This is a genomic window from Pseudomonas veronii, assembly GCF_001439695.1.
GTDB classification, from domain to species: Bacteria; Pseudomonadota; Gammaproteobacteria; order Pseudomonadales; family Pseudomonadaceae; genus Aquipseudomonas; species Aquipseudomonas veronii.
Window position 1 is genome coordinate 26,419 of the sequence record NZ_JYLL01000023.1, and the last position, 20,671, is coordinate 47,089.

Annotated in this window: 15 protein-coding genes; 8 read left to right on the plus strand and 7 right to left on the minus strand. The window is 60.5% G+C overall.

The window, feature by feature from the left end:
* The first annotated feature begins 2 nt into the window (after window positions 1-2).
* From folK to TU80_RS22645, 8 genes are all read left to right on the plus strand, one after another.
* Complete coding sequence (folK, locus tag TU80_RS22610) at window positions 3-500, plus strand: 2-amino-4-hydroxy-6-hydroxymethyldihydropteridine diphosphokinase (RefSeq protein ID WP_017847434.1); 498 nt, start codon at window positions 3-5, stop codon at window positions 498-500.
* 240 nt (window positions 501-740) lie between these two features.
* A complete protein-coding gene (gene panB, locus TU80_RS22615) occupies window positions 741-1,541 on the plus strand; it encodes a 3-methyl-2-oxobutanoate hydroxymethyltransferase (protein ID WP_046382049.1) in 801 nt (266 codons plus the stop codon).
* Window positions 1,538-2,389 (plus strand): pantoate--beta-alanine ligase, encoded by an 852-nt coding sequence (panC, locus tag TU80_RS22620; RefSeq protein ID WP_057005455.1) that lies wholly within the window; start codon window positions 1,538-1,540, stop codon window positions 2,387-2,389. The genes panB and panC overlap by 4 nt, the downstream gene beginning before the upstream one ends.
* Before the next feature lie 213 nt (window positions 2,390-2,602).
* On the plus strand, window positions 2,603-4,267 hold the full coding sequence (pgi, locus tag TU80_RS22625) for a glucose-6-phosphate isomerase (protein WP_017847431.1): 1,665 nt from the start codon (window positions 2,603-2,605) through the stop codon (window positions 4,265-4,267).
* Between the two features lie 105 nt (window positions 4,268-4,372).
* Window positions 4,373-6,310, plus strand: a complete 1,938-nt coding sequence (gene acs / locus TU80_RS22630) for an acetate--CoA ligase (RefSeq protein ID WP_057005456.1) — start codon at window positions 4,373-4,375, stop codon at window positions 6,308-6,310.
* A gap of 16 nt (window positions 6,311-6,326) precedes the next feature.
* Window positions 6,327-7,196, plus strand: a complete 870-nt coding sequence (locus TU80_RS22635; RefSeq protein WP_046382047.1) for an oxygenase MpaB family protein — start codon at window positions 6,327-6,329, stop codon at window positions 7,194-7,196.
* A 57-nt stretch (window positions 7,197-7,253) separates the two neighbouring features.
* Window positions 7,254-8,270, plus strand: coding sequence for a class I SAM-dependent rRNA methyltransferase (locus tag TU80_RS22640; RefSeq protein ID WP_057005457.1), 1,017 nt, complete (start codon window positions 7,254-7,256; stop codon window positions 8,268-8,270).
* Between the two features lie 88 nt (window positions 8,271-8,358).
* Window positions 8,359-11,292, plus strand: coding sequence for a DUF748 domain-containing protein (locus TU80_RS22645; protein WP_057005458.1), 2,934 nt, complete (start codon window positions 8,359-8,361; stop codon window positions 11,290-11,292).
* A 192-nt stretch (window positions 11,293-11,484) separates the two neighbouring features.
* Here TU80_RS22645 and TU80_RS22650 read toward each other — a convergent pair whose 3' ends face one another.
* The 7 genes from TU80_RS22650 to nusA all read right to left on the minus strand — a co-directional run bounded on the left by TU80_RS22650 (window position 11,485) and on the right by nusA (window position 20,626).
* A complete protein-coding gene (locus tag TU80_RS22650) occupies window positions 11,485-12,087 on the minus strand; it encodes a BON domain-containing protein (protein ID WP_046382044.1) in 603 nt (200 codons plus the stop codon).
* A gap of 295 nt (window positions 12,088-12,382) precedes the next feature.
* Window positions 12,383-14,488, minus strand: coding sequence for a polyribonucleotide nucleotidyltransferase (gene pnp, locus TU80_RS22655; RefSeq protein ID WP_017847425.1), 2,106 nt, complete (start codon window positions 14,486-14,488; stop codon window positions 12,383-12,385).
* A gap of 195 nt (window positions 14,489-14,683) precedes the next feature.
* A complete protein-coding gene (gene rpsO / locus TU80_RS22660; RefSeq protein WP_003176135.1) occupies window positions 14,684-14,953 on the minus strand; it encodes a 30S ribosomal protein S15 in 270 nt (89 codons plus the stop codon).
* Between the two features lie 159 nt (window positions 14,954-15,112).
* The gene (gene truB / locus TU80_RS22665) at window positions 15,113-16,030 is read right to left on the minus strand and encodes a tRNA pseudouridine(55) synthase TruB (protein ID WP_014719950.1); all 918 of its coding nucleotides are present in this window, start codon (window positions 16,028-16,030) and stop codon (window positions 15,113-15,115) included.
* Between the two features lie 3 nt (window positions 16,031-16,033).
* On the minus strand, window positions 16,034-16,429 hold the full coding sequence (gene rbfA, locus TU80_RS22670) for a 30S ribosome-binding factor RbfA (protein ID WP_017847424.1): 396 nt from the start codon (window positions 16,427-16,429) through the stop codon (window positions 16,034-16,036).
* A 159-nt stretch (window positions 16,430-16,588) separates the two neighbouring features.
* Window positions 16,589-19,117: a translation initiation factor IF-2 gene (gene infB, locus TU80_RS22675; RefSeq protein WP_046382043.1), complete on the minus strand. Its 2,529-nt coding sequence runs from the start codon at window positions 19,115-19,117 to the stop codon at window positions 16,589-16,591.
* 27 nt (window positions 19,118-19,144) lie between these two features.
* Window positions 19,145-20,626 (minus strand): transcription termination factor NusA, encoded by a 1,482-nt coding sequence (nusA, locus tag TU80_RS22680; protein WP_008057419.1) that lies wholly within the window; start codon window positions 20,624-20,626, stop codon window positions 19,145-19,147.
* Between the last annotated feature and the right edge of the window lie 45 nt (window positions 20,627-20,671).

The window sequence follows — 20,671 nt, forward strand, 5'->3', positions numbered from 1 at the left end:
ACGTGGAACGCATCTACATCGGCATGGGCAGCAACCTGGCGGCCCCGGAGCAACAATTGCGCAATGCTATCGAGGCGTTGGCGCAATTGCCGGGCACTACCGTCGCCGGGGTGTCGGCCTTCTATCAAAGCGACTCCCTGCTCCCCGGCCAACCGCGCTACACCAATGCGGTCGCGGCCCTGGACAGCTGCCTGGCGCCACTGGAACTGCTCGATGCGCTGCAAGCCATCGAGAACGACCAAGGCCGCGAGCGCCTTGAGCGTTGGGGCCCACGCACGCTCGACCTGGATATCCTGCTGTTCGGCGACCGCCTGATCGACGAACCACGCCTGCAAGTGCCGCACTATCAGATGCACCTGCGCGCCTTCGTGCTGTACCCGCTGGCCGAACTGGCCCCAGCCACCCTGCAATTGCCCGATGGCCGGCGCCTCAGCGACCTGCTCGCAGCCTGCCCGTTTGTCGGCCTGGAACGCATGCCTGCGCTCAGCACCCAGCGTTGATCAGCCACTGCTGAATCGCATCAGTAACAGCGGTAACACCACCGTCGTAACAATGCGGTAACACATGCAATTGACTTCCCGTGTCCTCCTCACGACTATAGGCGTCCCGCTGCCGCCAACCGGCGCTAAAGGGCGCAATCCAGGCCTTATAAGCACTGCTCTCAAGAAAGTGCGCCTGTATAAACGAAGACTCACGCGCGTTACTCGCTGTTTCCATGCGCCTGAACGAGGACCCTTTTCATGCCAGACGTTACCCTGACCACCTTGCAGAGCCTCAAGCTCAAAGGTGAAAAAATCACGATGCTGACCTGCTATGACGCCACCTTCGCCCACGCCTGCTGCCAAGCCGGTGTCGAGGTGTTACTGGTGGGCGACTCCCTCGGCATGGTGCTTCAAGGGCATGACAGCACCCTGCCCGTCACCACGGATGAACTTGCGTACCACACCGCCAGCGTCAAGCGCGGTAACGACGGCGCCTTTATCATCGCCGACCTGCCGTTCATGGGTTACGCCACCGTCGAACAGACCTTCCACAACGCCGGCAAATTGATGCAAGCCGGCGCGCACATGGTCAAGCTCGAAGGGGCCGCCTGGCTCGCCGACTCGATCCGCATGCTCGCTGAACGCGGCGTGCCGGTGTGCGCGCACATGGGCCTGACACCGCAGTCCGTGAACATCCTCGGCGGCTATAAAGTCCAGGGCCGCAACGAAGCCCAGGCGCGCCAGATGCGTGCCGATGCCATCGCCCTGGAACAAGCCGGCGCCGCGATGATCGTGCTCGAGTGCGTGCCCAGCGAACTGGCCGCGGAGATCACCCATGCGGTCAAAGTGCCGGTGATCGGCATTGGTGCCGGGTCGGCCACCGACGGCCAGGTCCTGGTGCTGCACGACATGCTCGGCCTGTCGATGACCGGCCGGGTACCGAAGTTCGTGAAAAACTTCATGACCGGCCAGGACAGCATCCACGCCGCGTTGAGCGCATACGTCGCCGAAGTCAAAGGCGTGACCTTCCCAGGCGCCGAACACGGATTCTCTGCATGAACACCGTAAAAACCCTACGTGAACTGCGGGCCGCCGTTACCCATGCCCGCAGCGCCGGCAAACGTATCGGCTTTGTGCCCACCATGGGCAACCTGCACAGCGGCCACGCGGCCCTCGTGGCCAAGGCGGCCCAACAGGCGGATTTCGTGGTCGCGAGCATCTTCGTCAACCCGCTGCAATTTGGCGCCGGCGAAGACCTGGACAAGTACCCGCGTACCCTCGCCGCCGACCAGGAAAAACTCCTGCAAGCCGGCTGCAACCTGTTGTTCGCGCCAAGCGTCGAGGAAATGTACCCCAGCGGCATGACCGGCCAGACCCGCGTCAGCGTGCCGCAATTGTCCGAAGGCCTGTGCGGCGCCAGCCGTCCCGGGCACTTTGAAGGTGTGGCCACGGTGGTCAACAAGCTGTTCAACATGGTCCAGCCGGATATGGCCGTGTTTGGTCAGAAGGACTACCAGCAACTGGCCGTGATTCGCGCCATGGTCCATGACCTGAACATGCCGATCCAGATCATCGGTGAACCGACCGTGCGCGCCGAGGATGGCCTCGCGCTGTCATCGCGCAACGGTTACCTCACCGCCGAGCAGCGGGCCGTTGCGCCGACGTTGTACCGCAGCCTGAGTCAGATTGCCGCCGCCATCAAAGGCGGCGACCGCGACTTCGCCAAACTGCGTGCCGAACAGGTCCAGCAGATCGAAGCCGCCGGCATGCGCGTGGATTACCTCGAAGTGCGCCAAGGCGTCCACCTGCGCCCGGCTATGGCCGAGGATCGCGATGTAGTGATCCTGGTCGCGGCCTACCTGGGCGCGACGCGTCTGATCGACAACCTGCATCTGACCCTCGACTGACCCCCTGCCCGTTGCCCAGCCTGATGCGCCGGTATAAAAAAGTACCGGCCACAGCGCAGACAAAGCCAAGACATATCGACACGCTAGGTTTAATGTATTCGCCCTGCGCTATGGTTAGCGCTGTCCGGAACCCATTGCTTGATGAAAGACTGGATGTTTCGGGCTTTGAAGTGTCCTAAAGGCAGTCCCCGTAATAAAAGGAAACCCGCAGCGATGGCGTACTACCGCACCCCTCATGACGTTACCGCTCTGCCCGCCTGGCGAGCGCTCAATCAACATCGCCAAGCCATGCAGGATTTCAGCATGCGCGACGCGTTCAATGCCGATCCTCAGCGTTTTTCCCAATTCACCTTGAGCAGCTGCGGGCTTTTCCTCGATTACTCGAAAAACCTGATCACCAGCGAAACCCGCAACCTGCTCGTGGACCTGGCCAAGGAAGTCGACCTTAAAGCCGCGATCGACGCGCTGTATGCCGGCGAGCCGGTGAACTCGTCCGAGGGTCGCCCTGCCCTGCACACCGCCCTGCGCCGCCCAGTGGGCGACAAGTTGTCGGTCAACGGCGTGAACATCATGCCGGACGTACACAAGGTGTTGAACCAGATCACCGACCTCGTGGGCCGCATCCACGACGGCCTGTGGCGCGGCTACACCGAGAAGCCGATCACCGACGTGGTGAACATCGGCATCGGTGGCTCGTTCCTCGGCCCGGAGCTGGTCTCCGAAGCGTTGCTGTCCTACGCCCACAAAGGCGTGCGCTGCCACTACCTGGCGAACATCGACGGCAGCGAGTTCCACGAGCTGACCATGAAGCTGCGTGCCGAGACCACGCTGTTCATCGTCTCGTCGAAATCCTTCAACACCCTCGAAACCCTGAAAAACGCCCAGGCCGCCCGCGCCTGGTACCTGGCCCAGGGCGGCTCGGAAGCCGAGCTGTATCGCCACTTCATCGCCGTATCGAGCAACAACGCGGCCGCCGTGGCCTTCGGTATCCGCGAAGAAAACATCTTCCCGATGTGGGACTGGGTCGGCGGCCGTTACTCGCTGTGGTCGGCCATCGGCCTGCCCATCGCCCTGGCCATCGGCATGTCGAACTTCAAGGAACTGCTGTCCGGTGCCTACACCATGGACCAGCATTTCCAGAACGCGCCGTTCGAACAGAACATGCCGGTGCTGCTCGGCCTGCTGGGTGTGTGGTATGGCAACTTCTGGGGCGCGCAGAGCCATGCGATCCTGCCCTACGACCACTACCTGCGTAACATCACCAAACACTTGCAACAGCTGGACATGGAATCCAACGGCAAGAGCGTGCGCCAGGACGGTACGCCGGTGTCCACCGATACCGGCCCGGTGATCTGGGGCGGCGTGGGCTGCAACGGCCAGCACGCGTACCACCAGTTGCTGCACCAGGGCACCCAACTGATCCCGGCCGACTTTATCGTGCCGATCGTCAGCTTCAACCCGGTCTCCGACCACCATCAGTGGCTGTACGCCAACTGCCTGTCCCAGAGCCAGGCGCTGATGCTCGGCAAGACCCGCAGCGAAGCCGAAGCCGAGCTGCGCGACAAGGGCCTGCCGGAAGCCGACGTGCAGAAGCTGGCCCCGCACAAGGTGATCCCGGGCAACCGTCCGAGCAACACCCTGGTGGTCGAGCGCATCAGCCCGCGGCGCCTGGGCGCACTGGTCGCGATGTATGAACACAAAGTGTTCGTGCAAAGCGTGATCTGGGGCATCAACGCCTTCGACCAATGGGGCGTGGAGCTGGGCAAGGAACTGGGCAAGGGCGTCTACAACCGCCTGACCGGCGCCGAAGAAAGCCTGGCCGACGATGCGTCGACCCAGGGCCTGATCAACTACTTCCGCGGTCGTCACCGCGGCTGACGTCGGTCACACAGGGCCGGCGTCCATTCGGACGTCGGCCTTGAACCCGCCCCCGACTGGGTGCATCTTTATGACTTGTCGCAAAAACAAGAATAAGGATCGCTCATGTTCGATATCAGCATGTTTCCCATCGCCGATGCCGTCCGCCGGGCTGCGCAACTGAGTCAAGAGGACTATCAGCGCCTCTATCGCCAATCCATCGAACAGCCGGACACGTTCTGGGCCGAACAGGCCAGGCGCTTTCTCGACTGGACCACGCCCTGGCACACCGTCAATACCTCGGACATCCAGACCGGCGCCACCCAATGGTTTGCCGGCGGCCAATTGAACGTCAGCTACAACTGCATCGACCGCCACCTGGCGCAACGCGCCGAGCAACCGGCCTTCATCTGGGAGGGCGATGATCCGACAGTATCTTCCACCATCACCTACCGCCAACTGCATCAAAACGTCAGCCGCCTGGCCAATGTGCTGAAAAGCCGTGGCGTGAAAAAAGGCGACCGGGTGTGCATCTACATGCCGATGATTCCGCAAGCGGCCTACGCCATGCTCGCCTGTACGCGGATTGGGGCGGTGCATTCGGTGGTGTTTGGCGGCTTTTCACCCGACGCCCTGCGCGACCGCATTCTCGACGCCGACTGCCGCACGGTGATCACCGCCGATGAGGGCGTGCGCGGCGGCAAGCCGGTGGCGTTGAAACAAAATGTCGACAAGGCCCTGGCCAGTTGCCCGAACGTCAGCACCGTGCTGGTGGTAGCGCGCACCGGGGCCACCGTGAACTGGAGCGAAGGCCGCGACCTCAACTATCAACAGGCCGTGGATGCCGCCAGCGATGACTGCCCACCCGAGCCGATGGACGCCGAAGACCCGCTGTTTATCCTCTACACCTCCGGCAGCACCGGCAAACCCAAGGGCGTGCTGCACACCACCGGCGGCTACCTGCTGCAAGCCGCGATGACCTTCAAGTACGTGCTCGACTACCGCGACGGCGAAGTGTTCTGGTGTACCGCCGATGTGGGTTGGGTCACCGGCCACAGCTACATCGTGTACGGCCCGCTGGCCAACGGCGCCACCTCGCTGATGTTCGAAGGCGTGCCCAGCTACCCGAGCAGCTCGCGCTTCTGGCAGGTCATCGACAAGCATCAGGTCAATATCTTCTATACCGCGCCGACGGCCCTGCGCGCATTGATGCGCGAGGGCCACGCTCCGTTGGAGAACACCTCCCGCGCCAGCCTGCGCCTGCTCGGCAGCGTCGGTGAGCCGATCAATCCGGAAGCCTGGGACTGGTACTTCAACGCCGTCGGCGAACAACGCTGCCCGATTGTCGATACCTGGTGGCAGACCGAAACCGGCGGCATCATGCTCAGCCCGCTGGTCAGCGCCCAGCGCATCAAGCCCGGCTGCGCGACCCAACCGATGTTCGGCGTGCTGCCGGTGCTGCTCGATGAGCACGGCAAGGAAATCAACGGCCCGGGCAGCGGCGTGCTGGCGATCAAATCCAGTTGGCCGGGGCAGATCCGCAGTGTCTATGGCGACCCGCAGCGCATGATCGACACCTACTTTAAACCCTACCCCGGTTATTACTTCACCGGCGATGGCGCGCGGCGTGACGAAGACGGCGACTACTGGATCACCGGGCGCATCGACGATGTGATCAACGTCTCCGGCCACCGTATCGGCACCGCCGAGGTGGAAAGTGCCCTGGTGTTGCATGACTGGGTCGCCGAGGCTGCGGTGGTGGGCTATCCCCATGACGTCAAAGGCCAGGGCATCTATGCGTTCGTCACGCCGATGAATGGCGTGGAGCCCAGCGATACACTGAAGAAACATCTGCTCGAACTGGTCAGCAAGGAAATCGGCAGCTTTGCCAAACCGGAACTGATCCAGTGGGCCCCGGCCTTGCCGAAAACCCGCTCGGGTAAGATCATGCGACGCATTTTGCGCAAAATAGCCTGCAACGAGTTGGACAGCCTCGGAGATACCTCCACCCTGGCCGACCCCAGCGTGGTCGCCGGCCTGATCGACAAACGCCTGAACCGATAGGAACCCGCGCGTCGCCATGGAATTTATCCGCAGCCGTATCGAAACCCAGTTGATGAGCCTCACCGGCTTGTCGCTGGGCCAGTTGGACCTGGAAAACCCCAAGGGCGACCCCGGCCTGTTCGGCCCGGACTCGGTCAGTTGGCAAGTGCATGGCGATTTCAGCAGCATGCTCATCGGCGGCATCAGCGCCTTGATGCTGCAAGCCTTGCACCCATTGGCGCTGGCTGGCGTGTGGGACCATTCGAACTTTCGCCAGGACATGCTCGGGCGCCTGCGCCGCACGTCGCAGTTCATTTCCGGCACCACCTTCGGCTCGCGCAAAGACGCCGATTGGCTGATCGAGAAAGTACGCACCATTCACCTGCAGGTTGTCGGCCATGCACCCGACGGCCGCGCCTATGCGGCCAGCGACCCGCAGTTGCTGACCTGGGTGCATGTGGCGGAGGTCAGCAGCTTCCTCGCCGCACACGTGCGTTATCGCAACCCGCAGCTGTCGGGGCGCGATCAGGATCGTTACTACAACGAAATCGCCCTGGTCGCCGAACGCCTGGGCGCGCGGAATGTGCCGCGCTCACGCGAGGAAATTGCGGATTATCTGGCGCGTATCCGTCCACAATTGTTGTGCGACGCGCGCAGCCGCGAAGTGCTGCGCCTGCTGCTCGAAGCCCCGGCGCCCAGCACCCTGGCCAAACCCTTTGGCGCCCTGATGATGCAGGCCGGGATCGACCTGCTGCCGGCCTGGGCCGCCGACATGCTGGGGCAACACCCGAGCCCGCTGCAACGCCAGTTGGTGCGTGCCGGGGTCAAGCGCAGCGCGCCGGTGCTGCGTTGGGCAATGCGCAATGGCTCGGTGCAGCGCGCGCATCGGCGGATGGGGTTGATGTAGGCGACGCTCCATAACTGCTAAACTCCGCGCCCACATTTACCCAGCAAGGCGCGCTCCATGTCTCCCCTGAACCAGGCGCTGCGCGCCGCCCTCGATCATCGTCAAGGCCTGATCAGCGAGTTGCACGCCCAAGGCACCGACTGTTACCGGCTGTTCCACGGCAGCCAGGAAGGCGCCGGTGGCCTGACCATCGACCGCTATGGCCCGCAATTGCTGGTGCAGAGCTTCCACCAACCGCTGGAAAGCGCAGACTTGCTGGACCTGCATCAACTGATCAGCCAGTACATGGGCCTGGAATTGCTGCTGGTGTACAACGACCGTTCCCGTGGCAACTCGCGGATCGACCGCGAAGACACGGTCTACCGCGCCACACCGCCAGCGCTGCAGGACCTGGTCGGCCACGAATGGGGCCTCAATTACCGCGTGCGCGGGCGCCATGCAGGGCAAGACCCGTTGCTGTTCCTCGACCTGCGCAACACCCGCGGCTGGGTCAAGACACACAGTGCCGGCAAAAGCGTACTGAACCTGTTCGCCTACACCTGTGGCGTGGGCCTGAGCGCCGCGGCCGGCGGTGCCCGTGACGTGTGCAACCTGGATTTTGCCGAAGGCAACCTGGCGGTCGGCCGCGAAAACGGCCTGCTCAACCCGCAACTGGCACCCATGACGTTCGTGCAATCCGATTATTTCCCGGCGATTCGCCAGCTGGCCGGCCTGCCGATCACCCAGCGGCGCGGGCAGAAACTGCCGAGCTATCCGCGCCTGGAACCGCGTCAATATGACCTGGTGTTGCTTGACCCGCCGGCATGGGCCAAGAGCGCCTTCGGCACCGTCGACCTGTTGCGCGACTATCAAAGCCTGCTCAAGCCGGCGCTGTTGGCAACCGCCGACGACGGCGTGCTGATCTGCTGCAACAACCTGGCAAAAGTGAGCATGGACGATTGGCGTGAGCAGGTGCTACGTTGCGCCGAGAAAGCCGGGCGTCCGGTGCGCGACTGGCAAATCATGCCTCCTGGCGCCGACTTTCCGTCGCAAGACCAGCAACCTCCGTTGAAGACTCTGATCCTGCAGTTATAGGAATTTTCTGAAAGAGGGTGGCTCTTCGGAACCGAAAACCCGTGCCATACTCCAAGGCACTCCTGTTCGACATAGATGGCGCCGCCCCATGCCCAAAGGATTGATTCGCGCCACTGGCGCCTTGTTGACTGCCGTTGCCCTGTACAGCTTGCTGGGCTTTTTGATTTTGCCCGGCATTGCCCTTCGCATAGCCAACCAACAGTTGGCCAACTACGCCACGGTACCGGCCCGCATCGAGCGTATCGAGCTCAACCCGTTCAGCCTGGAAGTGACGCTGTGGGGCCTCAAGATCGGCGATCCTGGCAAGGAACAAGTGGGTTTCGAGCGGCTCTACGCCAACCTGCAGCTCGACAGCCTGTGGACCCGCGCCCTGCACCTGGCCGATGTGCAACTCGACAAACCCAAGACCGAGTTGCTGTTCGACAAGTCCGGCCAGTTGAACCTGGCGCAGTTGTTCAAACTGCCACCCAGCGAACCGACACCGGCAGACCCCAACGCCAAGCCGTTCCCGTTGCGGATCGAGCGGATCAAGCTGGCGGGCGGTTATCTGCACTTTGAAGACCTGCGCCCCAGCGAGCCAATCGAGTTCCTCTACGACAAACTCGACTTCGAGCTGAAAAACCTCAGCACCCTGCCGGAAGACAATGCCGACATGACCCTGGTCGCCGCCGGCCCGGAAGGCGGGCAGATCGACTGGAAGGGTAACGTCAGCCTGGTGCCGATCACGTCCAAAGGCACCCTGAAAATCACCGATGGCAAGATGAAAGCCTGGTGGCCCTATGTGCGCGACGCCCTGCCCCTGGTCCTCGAAAACGGCGTGCTCAACTTCAGCACGGACTACACGTTCAGCCTGGCCAAAGAAACCGAACTGAACCTGACCAACACCGCCGCCAGCATCGCGCCGTTCGCCATCAAGGCGCCGGATGGCCGGCCGTTGGTGCGCCTGGAGCGCCTGGACGTCAGCGAAACCACGATCGACCTGGCCAAGCAGCAGGTGGTGGTCGGCAAGATCCGCAGCAACAAGCTGGAAACCTGGGCCGCCCGCGAAGCCGATGGCCAACTGGACTGGCAGAAACTGTTCGCCAGCCAGCCGGGCAAGCCAGCCAAGGCGCCGGAAGCCGCCAGCGCGCCAGCAGCTGCCGACTCGCCCAAAGCCGCGCCCGCAGCGCCGAGCAAGCCTTGGCAAGTGCTGCTCAAGGATGTGCAACTGCGCAACTATCAGGTGCACCTGGCCGACCGCCAGGCCCAACCTGCGGTCGCGCTGGAACTCGGCCCGCTGAACGTCGATGTGCAGAACTTCGACAGCCTCAACGGCAGCCCCTTCACCCTCAAGGTCGACACCGGCCTGGGCAAGCAAGGCAAGATCCAGGCAACCGGCGAGGTCAACCTCAACCCGGTCAGCGCCAAGCTGAAAGTGAATACCCAGGACATCGATCTGCGGGTCGCGCAGTCCTATATCAGCCCGTTCATCCGCCTGGAACTGCGTAGCGGCATGCTCGGCAGCAACCTCGATGTGAACCTCAAAAGCACCGAGCCGCTGGCCCTACAGATCACCGGCCGGGCGCAGGTCGATCAGTTGCATACCCTCGACACCCTCAAGACCCGCGACTTCCTCAAATGGCAGCGCCTGGTGCTGGAAGGGCTGAACTACCAGCATGGCGACAGCCTGTCGATCGACAAGGTCAACCTGCAACAGCCCTATGTGCGCTTCATGATCAACGATGATCGCACCACCAACGTCGACGACCTGTTGATTCCCCAGCCGGCCGACAGCGGCGCCAAGCCAGCGGCCAAGCCGGCCGCAAGCAAAGAAAAACCGCTGGGCATTCATATCGGGCAGATCGCGATCAACGACGGTTCGGCCAACTTCGCCGACTTCAGCCTCACGCCCAACTTTGCCACCGCGATCCAACAGCTCAACGGGCAGATCGGCACCATTGACAGCCGCCAGGCCAAACCGGCAGCTGTCGACATCAAGGGCAAGGTGGATCGCTATGCACCGGTGACCATCAAAGGCAGCGTGAACCCGTTTGATCCGATGGCGGCACTGGATATCGCCACCAGCTTCAAACGTGTCGAGCTGACGACCCTGACGCCCTACTCGGGTAAGTTCGCCGGTTTCCGGATTCGCAAGGGCCGCCTCAACCTCGACCTGCATTACGTGATCACCAAAGGCCAGCTGAAGGCCGAGAACAAAGTGGTGGTCGAGCAACTGCAACTGGGTGAGAAAGTCGACAGTGCCGATGCGGTAGACCTGCCGATTCGCCTGGCGATCGCCCTGCTCAAGGACTCTGACGGCAAGATCTCGATTGAACTGCCCATCAGCGGCGACTTGAACAACCCGCAATTCAGCGTGATGCCGATCGTCTGGCAGACCCTGCGCAACCTGGTGGTGCGCGCGGCAACGGCGCCGTTCAAGTTTATCGGTGGGCTGGTGAGCGGCGGCGGTTCGGAAGACCTCGGCAATGTCTCGTTCGCCGCAGGCTCCAGCGAACTGAACAAAGACGCCGAGGGCGCCCTGAACACCTTGGCCAAGGCCCTCAAAGAACGCCCTACCCTGCGCCTGGAAATCGAAGGCACGGCGGCGGCCGACAGTGACGGCAAGTTCCTCGCCGAGCAGCGCCTGGAGCGCGAATACCAATATAACTATTACAAGATCCTGCAGCGCCGTGGCGACAAGGTTCCGGCCCAGGCGTCCTTGCTGCAAGTACCGGAAAAGGAAAAAGCCCCCTTGCTCGAAGGTATCTACCGCACCCGCCTGAAACAACAACCACCGGCGGAGTGGAAAAACCTGAGCGACGATGAACGCACGGCCAAACTCAAGGGCGGCGTGATCACGTTCTGGAGCAGCAGCGACGTGCTGTTGCGCCAGCTCGGTCAGGACCGCGCAAGCACCATCAAGGACTACCTGGTCGACAAAGGGCAGCTGGAAGATGACCGGGTGTACTTCGTCGACGCCAAACTGGGCCAGGCCGAGAAGGATGGCCGGGTGGTAACGCAGATGCATCTGGACGCCGAATGACCCCACGCGCCAGCGCAAGCTGGCGCCCACTTCGAAAGCATTCCTGGCCGGAATAGAACAGGCCCCGACACATGTGCCGGGGCCTGTAATGACCACATCCCTGTGGTCGGTCGCATGAACCCGTGAGGTGCATTGAGTGGATATCTAACTCACTCGTTGCCGCCGCCGCCTAGTTCAGCGATTGGTTGGGCGTTACTCTGCTTTCAGGCCATCGGCCGATACAGCTTTCACGCCTTTGATTTTCTTGGTGATGTTCACCGCGGTAGTTTTCTGCGCTTCGGTCACTGCGACGGAAGAAGACAGGGAAACTACACCCTTGTTGGTTTCGACTTTGATGTCGGTACCCGGAATGCCTTTCTCGGTAACCAGGTCAGCCTTCACCTTGGTAGTGATCCAAGTGTCCGAAGTGGCCTCTTTGGATTTGTCGATGTTGTCGGCTTTTACCGCACCGCCAGCCAGCAGGCCGTCAGCGGATACAGCGGTCACACCTTTGATACGCTTGGTGATGGCGACAGCGGTAGCTTTCTGCGAGTCAGAGATGGCAACGGTCGAAGACAGGGAAACCACACCTTTGTTGGTCTCAACCTTGATGTCCGAACCTGGGATGCCCTTTTCGGTCAGCAGGTCAGCTTTGACTTTGGTGGTGATCCAAGTGTCCGAGGTGGACTCTTTGGCTTTGGTCATTTCGCCAGCTGCCAGCGTCATCGGCGCCTGCGCGGTTTGAGCGAAGGCAACGTTGGCCATGGCCAGGGTCAGGGCGGTAGCAGTTGCGGTAGCGAGAGCGAACTTCTTCATACGAGTAACTCCTGTTTTATTAAAAGTCTGCAGTGTGTGAACCTTGATGCTGCAGCATTAACAGGACTATTGCAGGCACTGTGCCAAGTCGAACTCTTCAAATAAACCCTTTAAAAACAATTAGTTATAGATTGAGCGAATTTTCGGATTCGTGCAATTTGCATGAAGCAGAGCGTGCCTGCATGCAAGTTGCGGCTTTTGGCTGTGATTAAGCGTCTGATTTTTCGGCATTTTCCTGCACGCATAAAAAAAGGACTCCGAAGAGTCCTTTTTTCAGCGTGAAGCCTGCGGGTATTTAAGCGCCCGAAGCCTTGGCTGCTGCCACGTCTTTGATGGACAGCTTGATACGGCCGCGGTTGTCCACGTCCAGTACCAGCACTTCCACTTCCTGGCCTTCTTTCAGAATGTCGGTCACTTTCTCAACACGAGCGTCGCTCAGCATGGAGATGTGAACCAGACCGTCTTTGCCCGGCAGGATGTTGACGAATGCGCCGAAGTCGACGATGCGCTCAACTTTACCGACGTAGATCTTGCCGATCTCGGCTTCGGCAGTGATGCCCAGAACGCGCTGACGCGCCGCTTCTGCAGCTTCCTTGGTTTCGCCGAAGATCTTGATCGAGCCGTCGTCTTCGATATCGATCGAAGCCTTGGTCTCTTCACAGATCGCACGAATGGTCGCGCCGCCTTTACCGATGACATCACGGATTTTGTCGGTGTCGATTTTCATCGCGATCATGGTCGGAGCATTTTCCGACAGTTCGGTGCGGGACTGACCAATGATCTGGTTCATCTGACCGAGGATGTTCAGGCGCGCTTCCAGGGCTTGGCCCAGAGCGATTTCCATGATCTCTTCGGTGATGCCTTTGATCTTGATGTCCATCTGCAGCGCGGTAACACCTTTAGCGGTACCGGCTACTTTGAAGTCCATGTCGCCCAGGTGGTCTTCGTCACCCAGGATGTCGGTCAGGACGGCGAACTTCTCGCCTTCTTTGACCAGGCCCATGGCGATACCGGCAACCGGCGCCTTCATCGGCACACCAGCGTCCATCAGTGCCAGGGAAGCACCGCAGACCGAAGCCATGGAGCTGGAACCGTTGGACTCGGTGATTTCCGACACTACACGGATGGTGTACGGGAACACGTCGGCGGCTGGCAGCATGGCCTGAACCGAACGACGGGCCAGACGGCCGTGACCGATTTCGCGGCGACCGGCGCCACCCATGCGACCACATTCGCCCACCGAGAACGGCGGGAAGTTGTAGTGCAGCATGAACGGGTCTTTTTTCTCGCCTTCCAGGGTGTCCAGCAGCTGTGCGTCGCGGGCAGTACCCAGGGTCGCAACGACCAGGGCCTGGGTTTCGCCACGGGTGAACAGCGCGGAACCGTGAGTCTTCGGCAGAACGCCGACTTCGATGTTCAGCGGACGCACGGTGCGGGTGTCGCGGCCGTCGATACGTGGCTTGCCGTTAACGATGTTTTCGCGAACGGTGCGGTATTCGATTTCGCCGAATGCTGCTTTGACGTCGCTGGCAGAAGGCTGGCCTTCTTCACCGGACAGCTTGGCAACGACCTGATCCTTCAGCTCGCCCAGGCGAGCGTAACGGTCGGCCTTGACGGTGATGGTGTAGGCCTGGGAGATCGCTTCGCCGAACTCGGCACGGATCGCGCCCAGCAGTTCGGTGGCTTCGGCTTGCGGAGCCCAGGCCCAGGTTGGCTTGGCGGCTTCGGCAGCGAGTTCTTTGACGGCGTTGATCACAACCTGGAACTCGTCGTGAGCGAACAGTACCGCGCCCAGCATCTGGTCTTCGGTCAGCTCTTTGGCTTCCGATTCAACCATCAGAACGGCTTCCGAGGTACCGGCAACGACCATGTCCAGGCTCGAGGCTTTCAGTTGCTCGTAAGTCGGGTTCAGCAGGTAGCCGGTGCTTTCGTGGAAAGCCACGCGCGCAGCGCCGATCGGGCCATCGAAAGGAATGCCGGAGATAGCCAGGGCAGCCGAGGTACCGATCATCGCAGCGATGTCCGGATCGGTCTTTTTGCTGGTGGAGACGACGGTGCAGACAACCTGCACTTCGTTCATGAAGCCTTCTGGGAACAGCGGACGGATCGGACGGTCGATCAGTCGGGAAGTCAGGGTTTCTTTCTCGGAAGGACGGCCTTCGCGCTTGAAGAAACCGCCAGGGATCTTACCGGCAGCGTAAGTCTTTTCCTGGTAGTGAACAGACAGAGGGAAGAAGCCTTTGCTCGGGTCTGCGGTCTTGGCGCCTACAACGGTCACCAGTACGGTAACGTCGTCGTCAACGGTAACCAGCACTGCGCCGGAGGCTTGACGGGCGATACGGCCTGTCTCGAGGGTAACGGTCGACTGACCGAACTGAAATTTTTTGATAACCGGGTTCACGGTGTCCTACCTTCTTTGTGGCTCTTGGGGAACTTGTCTTCTTGCGAAATTCTTGGGCAATGTCGGGAATCGGCCCAACCCTTGTCCAGGGGTAAAACGTGTATCCAGATAAAACTTGAGGCTGGAAGCCTGCCATGGGCCAGCGGGAATCCCACTGACACACGGCAAACAACCAACCTCTAGCGCAATCGCTTATTAGCGACGCAGACCCAGGCGACCGATCAGAGCCTGATAACGACCCAGATCCTTGCCTTTCAGGTAGTCCAGCAGCTTACGGCGCTGGTTTACCATGCGGATCAGACCACGACGGGAGTGGTGATCTTTACCGTTGGCCTTGAAGTGACCTTGCAGTTTGTTGATGTTGTGGGTCAGCAGTGCAACTTGCACTTCTGGCGAACCAGTGTCACCAACAGCTTGCTGATAGTCAGCTACGATTTGTGCTTTTTCTTGAACGTCGAGAGCCATGAGGCAATCCTTTTTTCAGGAAACCACCCAAAGGGCAGTTTCAACAGGCCAGGGACAAATCCCTGTATCTAAAAATGAGTAGTGACCGTGCCTGTTAACAGCCACCCTCGTTCCAGTTTGCGTAAAGGCTGATACGCTTTTACCACAAACTGGTTTCGGTCATTCTGACCGAATCAGTCGACGCGGCGCGATGCGCCCGTCTTCGCTCACTTCACCGATACCGATAAAGCGACCGTTATGATCCTGTACCCGCACCATGCCGAATTTCGGCGCGTCCGGGGCACGTACCGGCTGGCCGTTGAGCCAGTAGAACGCGCTGTGCTCCGAGAAGTGCAGCAATGGCCAATCGAGCAAACCGCTGTCCGATGGCATCAAGAAGCGATCGACCGCTTCATTGCCGCCTTCGGCGTGTACCGCTTCCAACTCTTCCAGCGTCACCGTCTGGGCCAGGCTGAAAGGGCCGGCCTGGGTGCGTCGCAGTTCTGCGACATACGCGCCGCAACCGAGCTTTTCACCAATATCTTCCACCAGGGTACGGATATAGGTGCCTTTGCTGCAGTCCACGGCCAGGCGTGCGGTGTCGCCTTCACAGGCGAGCAATTCCAAGCGCGCAATAGTAACAGAACGCGGTTCGCGCTCCACTACTTCACCCGCACGAGCCAGCTTGTAAAGTGGTTGCCCATCGCGCTTGAGCGCCGAGTACATCGGCGGTATCTGACTGATTTGCCCACGAAAAGCGGGTAAAGCAGCCTCGATATCAGCACGACCAACGGTCACGTCGCGAACCTGCAAAACATCACCCTCGGCATCGGCCGTGGTGGTGGTCTTGCCCAGTTGCATCAGGGTTTCGTAACCCTTGTCGGAATCGAGCAGGTATTGCGAGAACTTGGTGGCCTCGCCAAAGCACAACGGCAACACACCGGTGGCCAGGGGGTCGAGGCTGCCGGTGTGCCCGGCTTTCTCGGCATTGAGCAGCCAGCGGACCTTCTGCAAGGCGGCATTGGAGGTAAAGCCAATGGGCTTGTCGAGCAGAATGATGCCGCTGACGTTGCGACGGATACGTTTGACCTGAGCCACCGCTTACTCCTTGGCGTCTTCAGGTGTGGACGGATGCTGATTATCCTCAGCCACGGCGCGCTCGATCAGTGCCGACAGGTGCGCGCCACGCACGACGCTTTCGTCGTAGTGGAAGTGCAACTGAGGCACGCTGCGCAGCTTCATTTCGCGGGCCAACTGCATGCGCAGGAAACCTGCGGCCGAGTTGAGCACCTTGATGCTTTGCGCGATTTCTTCGCTGCTGTCCTCACCCATCACGGTGATGAAGATTTTTGCGTGACCTACGTCACGGCTCACTTCAACGGCGGTGATGGTGACCAGGCCAACACGAGGATCTTTGACTTCGCGACGGATCAGTTGGGCCAGCTCGCGCTGCATCTGATCGCCGATACGTTGGGTACGGCTGTATTCTTTTGCCATGTCTTGTTACCTGTTACTGCCACACGGTGAAACCCGTGGGGTCTGAAAGCGGCAAACGCCCGGCCTGACAAAAGCCAGACCGGGCGTTGCGTTTAGAGTCCGGACGTTGCGCGGGGCATTTGCATGCCCACACGCGGCGTGGCTCCTGAAGTGCGCGAGTTAGAGGCTGCGAGCAACCTGAACCTTCTCGAAGACTTCGATCTTGTCGCCAACCTTGACGTCGTTGTAGCTCTTGACGCCGATACCGCATTCCATGCCGGCACGTACTTCGGAAGCGTCATCCTTGAAGCGGCGCAGGGATTCCAGCTCGCCTTCGAAGATAACGATGTCTTCACGCAGTACACGGATAGGACGGTTACGGTGAACGGTGCCTTCGATAACCATGCAGCCGGCGATCGCGCCGAATTTCGGCGAGCGGAACACGTCACGCACCTCGGCGATACCCAGGATGTTCTCCCGGACGTCGCTGCCAAGCATGCCGGTGAGGGCTTTCTTGACGTCTTCGATGATGTCGTAGATGACGTTGTAGTAACGCATGTCCAGGCCTTCCTGCTCGACGATCTTGCGAGCGCCAGCATCGGCACGCACGTTGAAGCCGAACAGTACAGCGTTGGAAGCCAGTGCCAGGTTGGCGTCGGACTCGGTGATACCACCGACACCGCCACCGACGACACGCACTTGCACTTCGTCGTTACCCAGGCCGTTCAAGGCGCCGTTCAACGCTTCGAGGGAACCACGGACGTCAGATTTGAGGACGATGTTAAGCGTCTTCTTCTCTTCCTGGCCCATGTTCTCGAAGATGTTTTCCAGCTTGCCGGCGTGAGCACGGGCCAACTTGACTTCGCGGAACTTGCCTTGACGGAACAGAGCCACTTCACGGGCTTTCTTCTCGTCGGCAACCACGCTCATCTCGTCGCCAGCGTCCGGGGTACCGTCCAGGCCGAGAATCTCGACAGGGATGGACGGACCGGCTTCCTTGATGGACTTGCCGTTCTCGTCGAGCATGGCACGTACACGGCCATAGTTCGAACCGACCAGCACCATGTCGCCTTGGCGCAGGGTACCGTCTTGAACCAGAACGGTCGCCACCGGGCCACGGCCCTTGTCGAGGCGGGACTCAACCACAACACCACGGCCAGGAGCCGATGGCGTAGCGGTCAGTTCCAGGACTTCGGCTTGCAACAGAACAGCTTCGAGCAGTTCGTCAACGCCAGTACCGACTTTCGCCGAGACCGGTACGAATGGAGTGTCGCCACCCCATTCTTCGGAAGTCACGCCGTGAACCGACAGTTCGCTACGGATGCGATCGAGATCGGCGCCCGGCTTGTCGATTTTGTTCACCGCAACCACCAACGGTACGCCAGCTGCCTTGGCATGCTGAACGGCTTCGATGGTTTGTGGCATCACGCCGTCGTCTGCTGCAACGACCAGGATCACGATGTCGGTCGCCTTGGCACCACGGGCACGCATCGCGGTAAACGCGGCGTGACCAGGGGTGTCGAGGAACGTCACCATGCCGCGATCGGTTTCAACGTGGTAGGCGCCGATGTGCTGGGTAATACCGCCAGCCTCGCCTGCCGCAACCTTGGCACGACGGATGTAGTCGAGCAGGGAAGTCTTACCGTGGTCAACGTGGCCCATTACGGTCACGACCGGCGCACGGGAAACGGCTTCACCTTCGAACTTCAGGGACTCGGCCAGGGAATCTTCCAGGGCGGTGTCGCTGACCAGGGTCACTTTGTGGCCCAGCTCTTCGGCAACCAGTTGGGCAGTTTCCTGATCCAGTACCTGGTTGATGGTGGCCGGAGTGCCCAGCTTGAACATGAACTTGATGATTTCAGCTGCCTTGACCGACATCTGCTGGGCGAGATCGCCCACAGTGATGGTCTCGCCGATCTTCACTTCACGCACGACAGGGCCGGTTGGGCTCTGGAAACCGTGGGCGTTGCGTTTTTTCAGCTTGGCCTTGCCGCGACCACCACGACGGAAGCTGTCGCTTTCTTCGTCGGTGGTACGTGGGGCAACGCGTGGCGCAGGCGCTTTCTCTTTGACCGAAGCACGATGCGGAGCGTTTTTGCGCTCACCATCACCGCCGCCACCGCGACGACTGTTATCGTCGGCACGTGGTTTGTCCGGACGACGAGGTTCGTCGCGTTTACGCGCATCAGCAGCAGGTGCTGGTGCAGCGGCCACCGGAGCGGCCTCACGCACAGCTTCTACAGGCGCGGCAGCAGGAGCAGCGACCGCATCAGTGGCAGCAGGTTGCGCAGCAGCAGGCTGGCGACGCGCTTCTTCTTCGGCGCGACGCTTGGCTTCTTCTTCAGCCTTCTGACGAGCAGCATTTTCTACTGCGCGACGTTCTTCCAGTTCGCGTTTGCGCTCGGCTTCGATTTCTTCCGGGCTGCGCTGTACGAAGACTTTCTTCTTGCGTACTTCAACGCTGATGCTCTTGCTACCAGCAACACGCAGGGTGCTGGTGGTTTTGCGCTGCAATGTAATCTTGCGCGGTTCTTCCACTTTCGCCTTGTGGCTGCTCTTCAAGTGAGTCAGCAAAGACTGCTTCTCACTATCGCTCACACCTTCATCGGCGGCGGTGTGCGGCAGACCTGCCTCACGCATCTGCTGCAACAGGCGCTCTACCGGTGTTTTGACCTCATCGGCCAGTTGTTTCACCGTGACTTGCGTCATGCACTTCTCTCCTCAGGCCGCGCCTAATTACTCGAACCAATGGGCTCGGGCGGCCATGATCAACTTGCCGGCACGATCATCGTCAATGCCGTCGATGTCGAGCAGATCGTCAATAGACTGCTCGGCCAGGTCTTCGCGGGTAATTACGCCGCGCACCGCCAGTTCCATCGCCAAATCCTTGTCCATACCCTCAAGCGAGAGCAGGTCTTCGGCCGGATGGGCGTCTGCCAGCTTTTCCTCAGTAGCGATGGCTTTAGTCAACAAACGATCCTTGGCCCGAGCGCGAAGCTCGTTGACGGTGTCTTCGTCAAAGCCATCGATGTTGAGCATTTCTTCCAACGGTACGTAGGCAATCTCTTCCAGGCTGGTGAAGCCTTCATCTACCAGCACCTGCGCCAGGTCTTCGTCGACTTCCAGCTCGTCGATGAAGTTGCGCAGGATGTCACCGGTTTCAGCTTGCTGCTTAGCCTGGATGTCCGATTCGGTCATCACGTTCAGGGTCCAGCCGGTCAGTTGGCTGGCCAGACGCACGTTCTGACCACCACGACCAATGGCCTGAGCCAGATTGTCTGCGCCAACGGCGATGTCCATGGCATGGGCATCTTCGTCAACGATAATTGCCGCCACTTCAGCCGGCGACATGGCGTTGATCACGAACTGCGCCGGGTTATCGTCCCACAGGACGATATCCACACGCTCACCGCCCAACTCGCCCGACACTGCCTGGACGCGCGAACCGCGCATACCAATGCAAGCGCCCTGCGGGTCGATGCGTTTGTCCTTGGAACGGACCGCGATCTTGGCGCGCGAACCCGGGTCGCGGGACGCAGCCATGACTTCGATCAGGCCTTCGGCGATTTCCGGCACTTCGATGCGGAACAGTTCAATCAGCATTTCCGGCGCGGTACGCGACAGGATCAGCTGAGGACCGCGGTTTTCGGTGCGGATTTCCTTGAGCAGCGCACGCAGACGCACGCCGACACGGAAGGTTTCGCGAGAAATGATGTCTTCGCGGGCCAGCAACGCTTCGGCGTTGTTGCCCAGGTCGACGATCACGTTGTCGCGGGTAACTTTTTTCACGGTGCCGGAGATGATTTCACCCAGGCGCTCGCGATAGGCGTCAACGACTTGAGCGCGCTCGGCCTCGCGAACCTTCTGCACAATGACCTGCTTGGCAGTTTGTGCAGCAATACGGCCGAACTCGATCGATTCGATCTTTTCTTCGACAACATCACCGACCTTGGCGCCAGGGTGCGTTTCAGCGACCTTGCTCGGCCAGGTTTCGATGGCCGGATCATCAAGATCGGCTTCTTCAACGACCGTCCAGCGACGGAAAGTTTCATAGGCACCGGTGTGGCGGTTGATTTCCACACGCAGATCAACTTCGTCTTCAAAACGCTTTTTGGTCGCAGTGGCCAGGGCCAGCTCCAGCGCTTCAAAAATCACGTTTGCCGGTACGCCCTTTTCATTGGATACCGACTCAACAACCAGCAGTACTTCTTTGCTCATCGTACGCCTCGCCTTTCGCAAGCCATTGGATCCGCGGGATCCGCG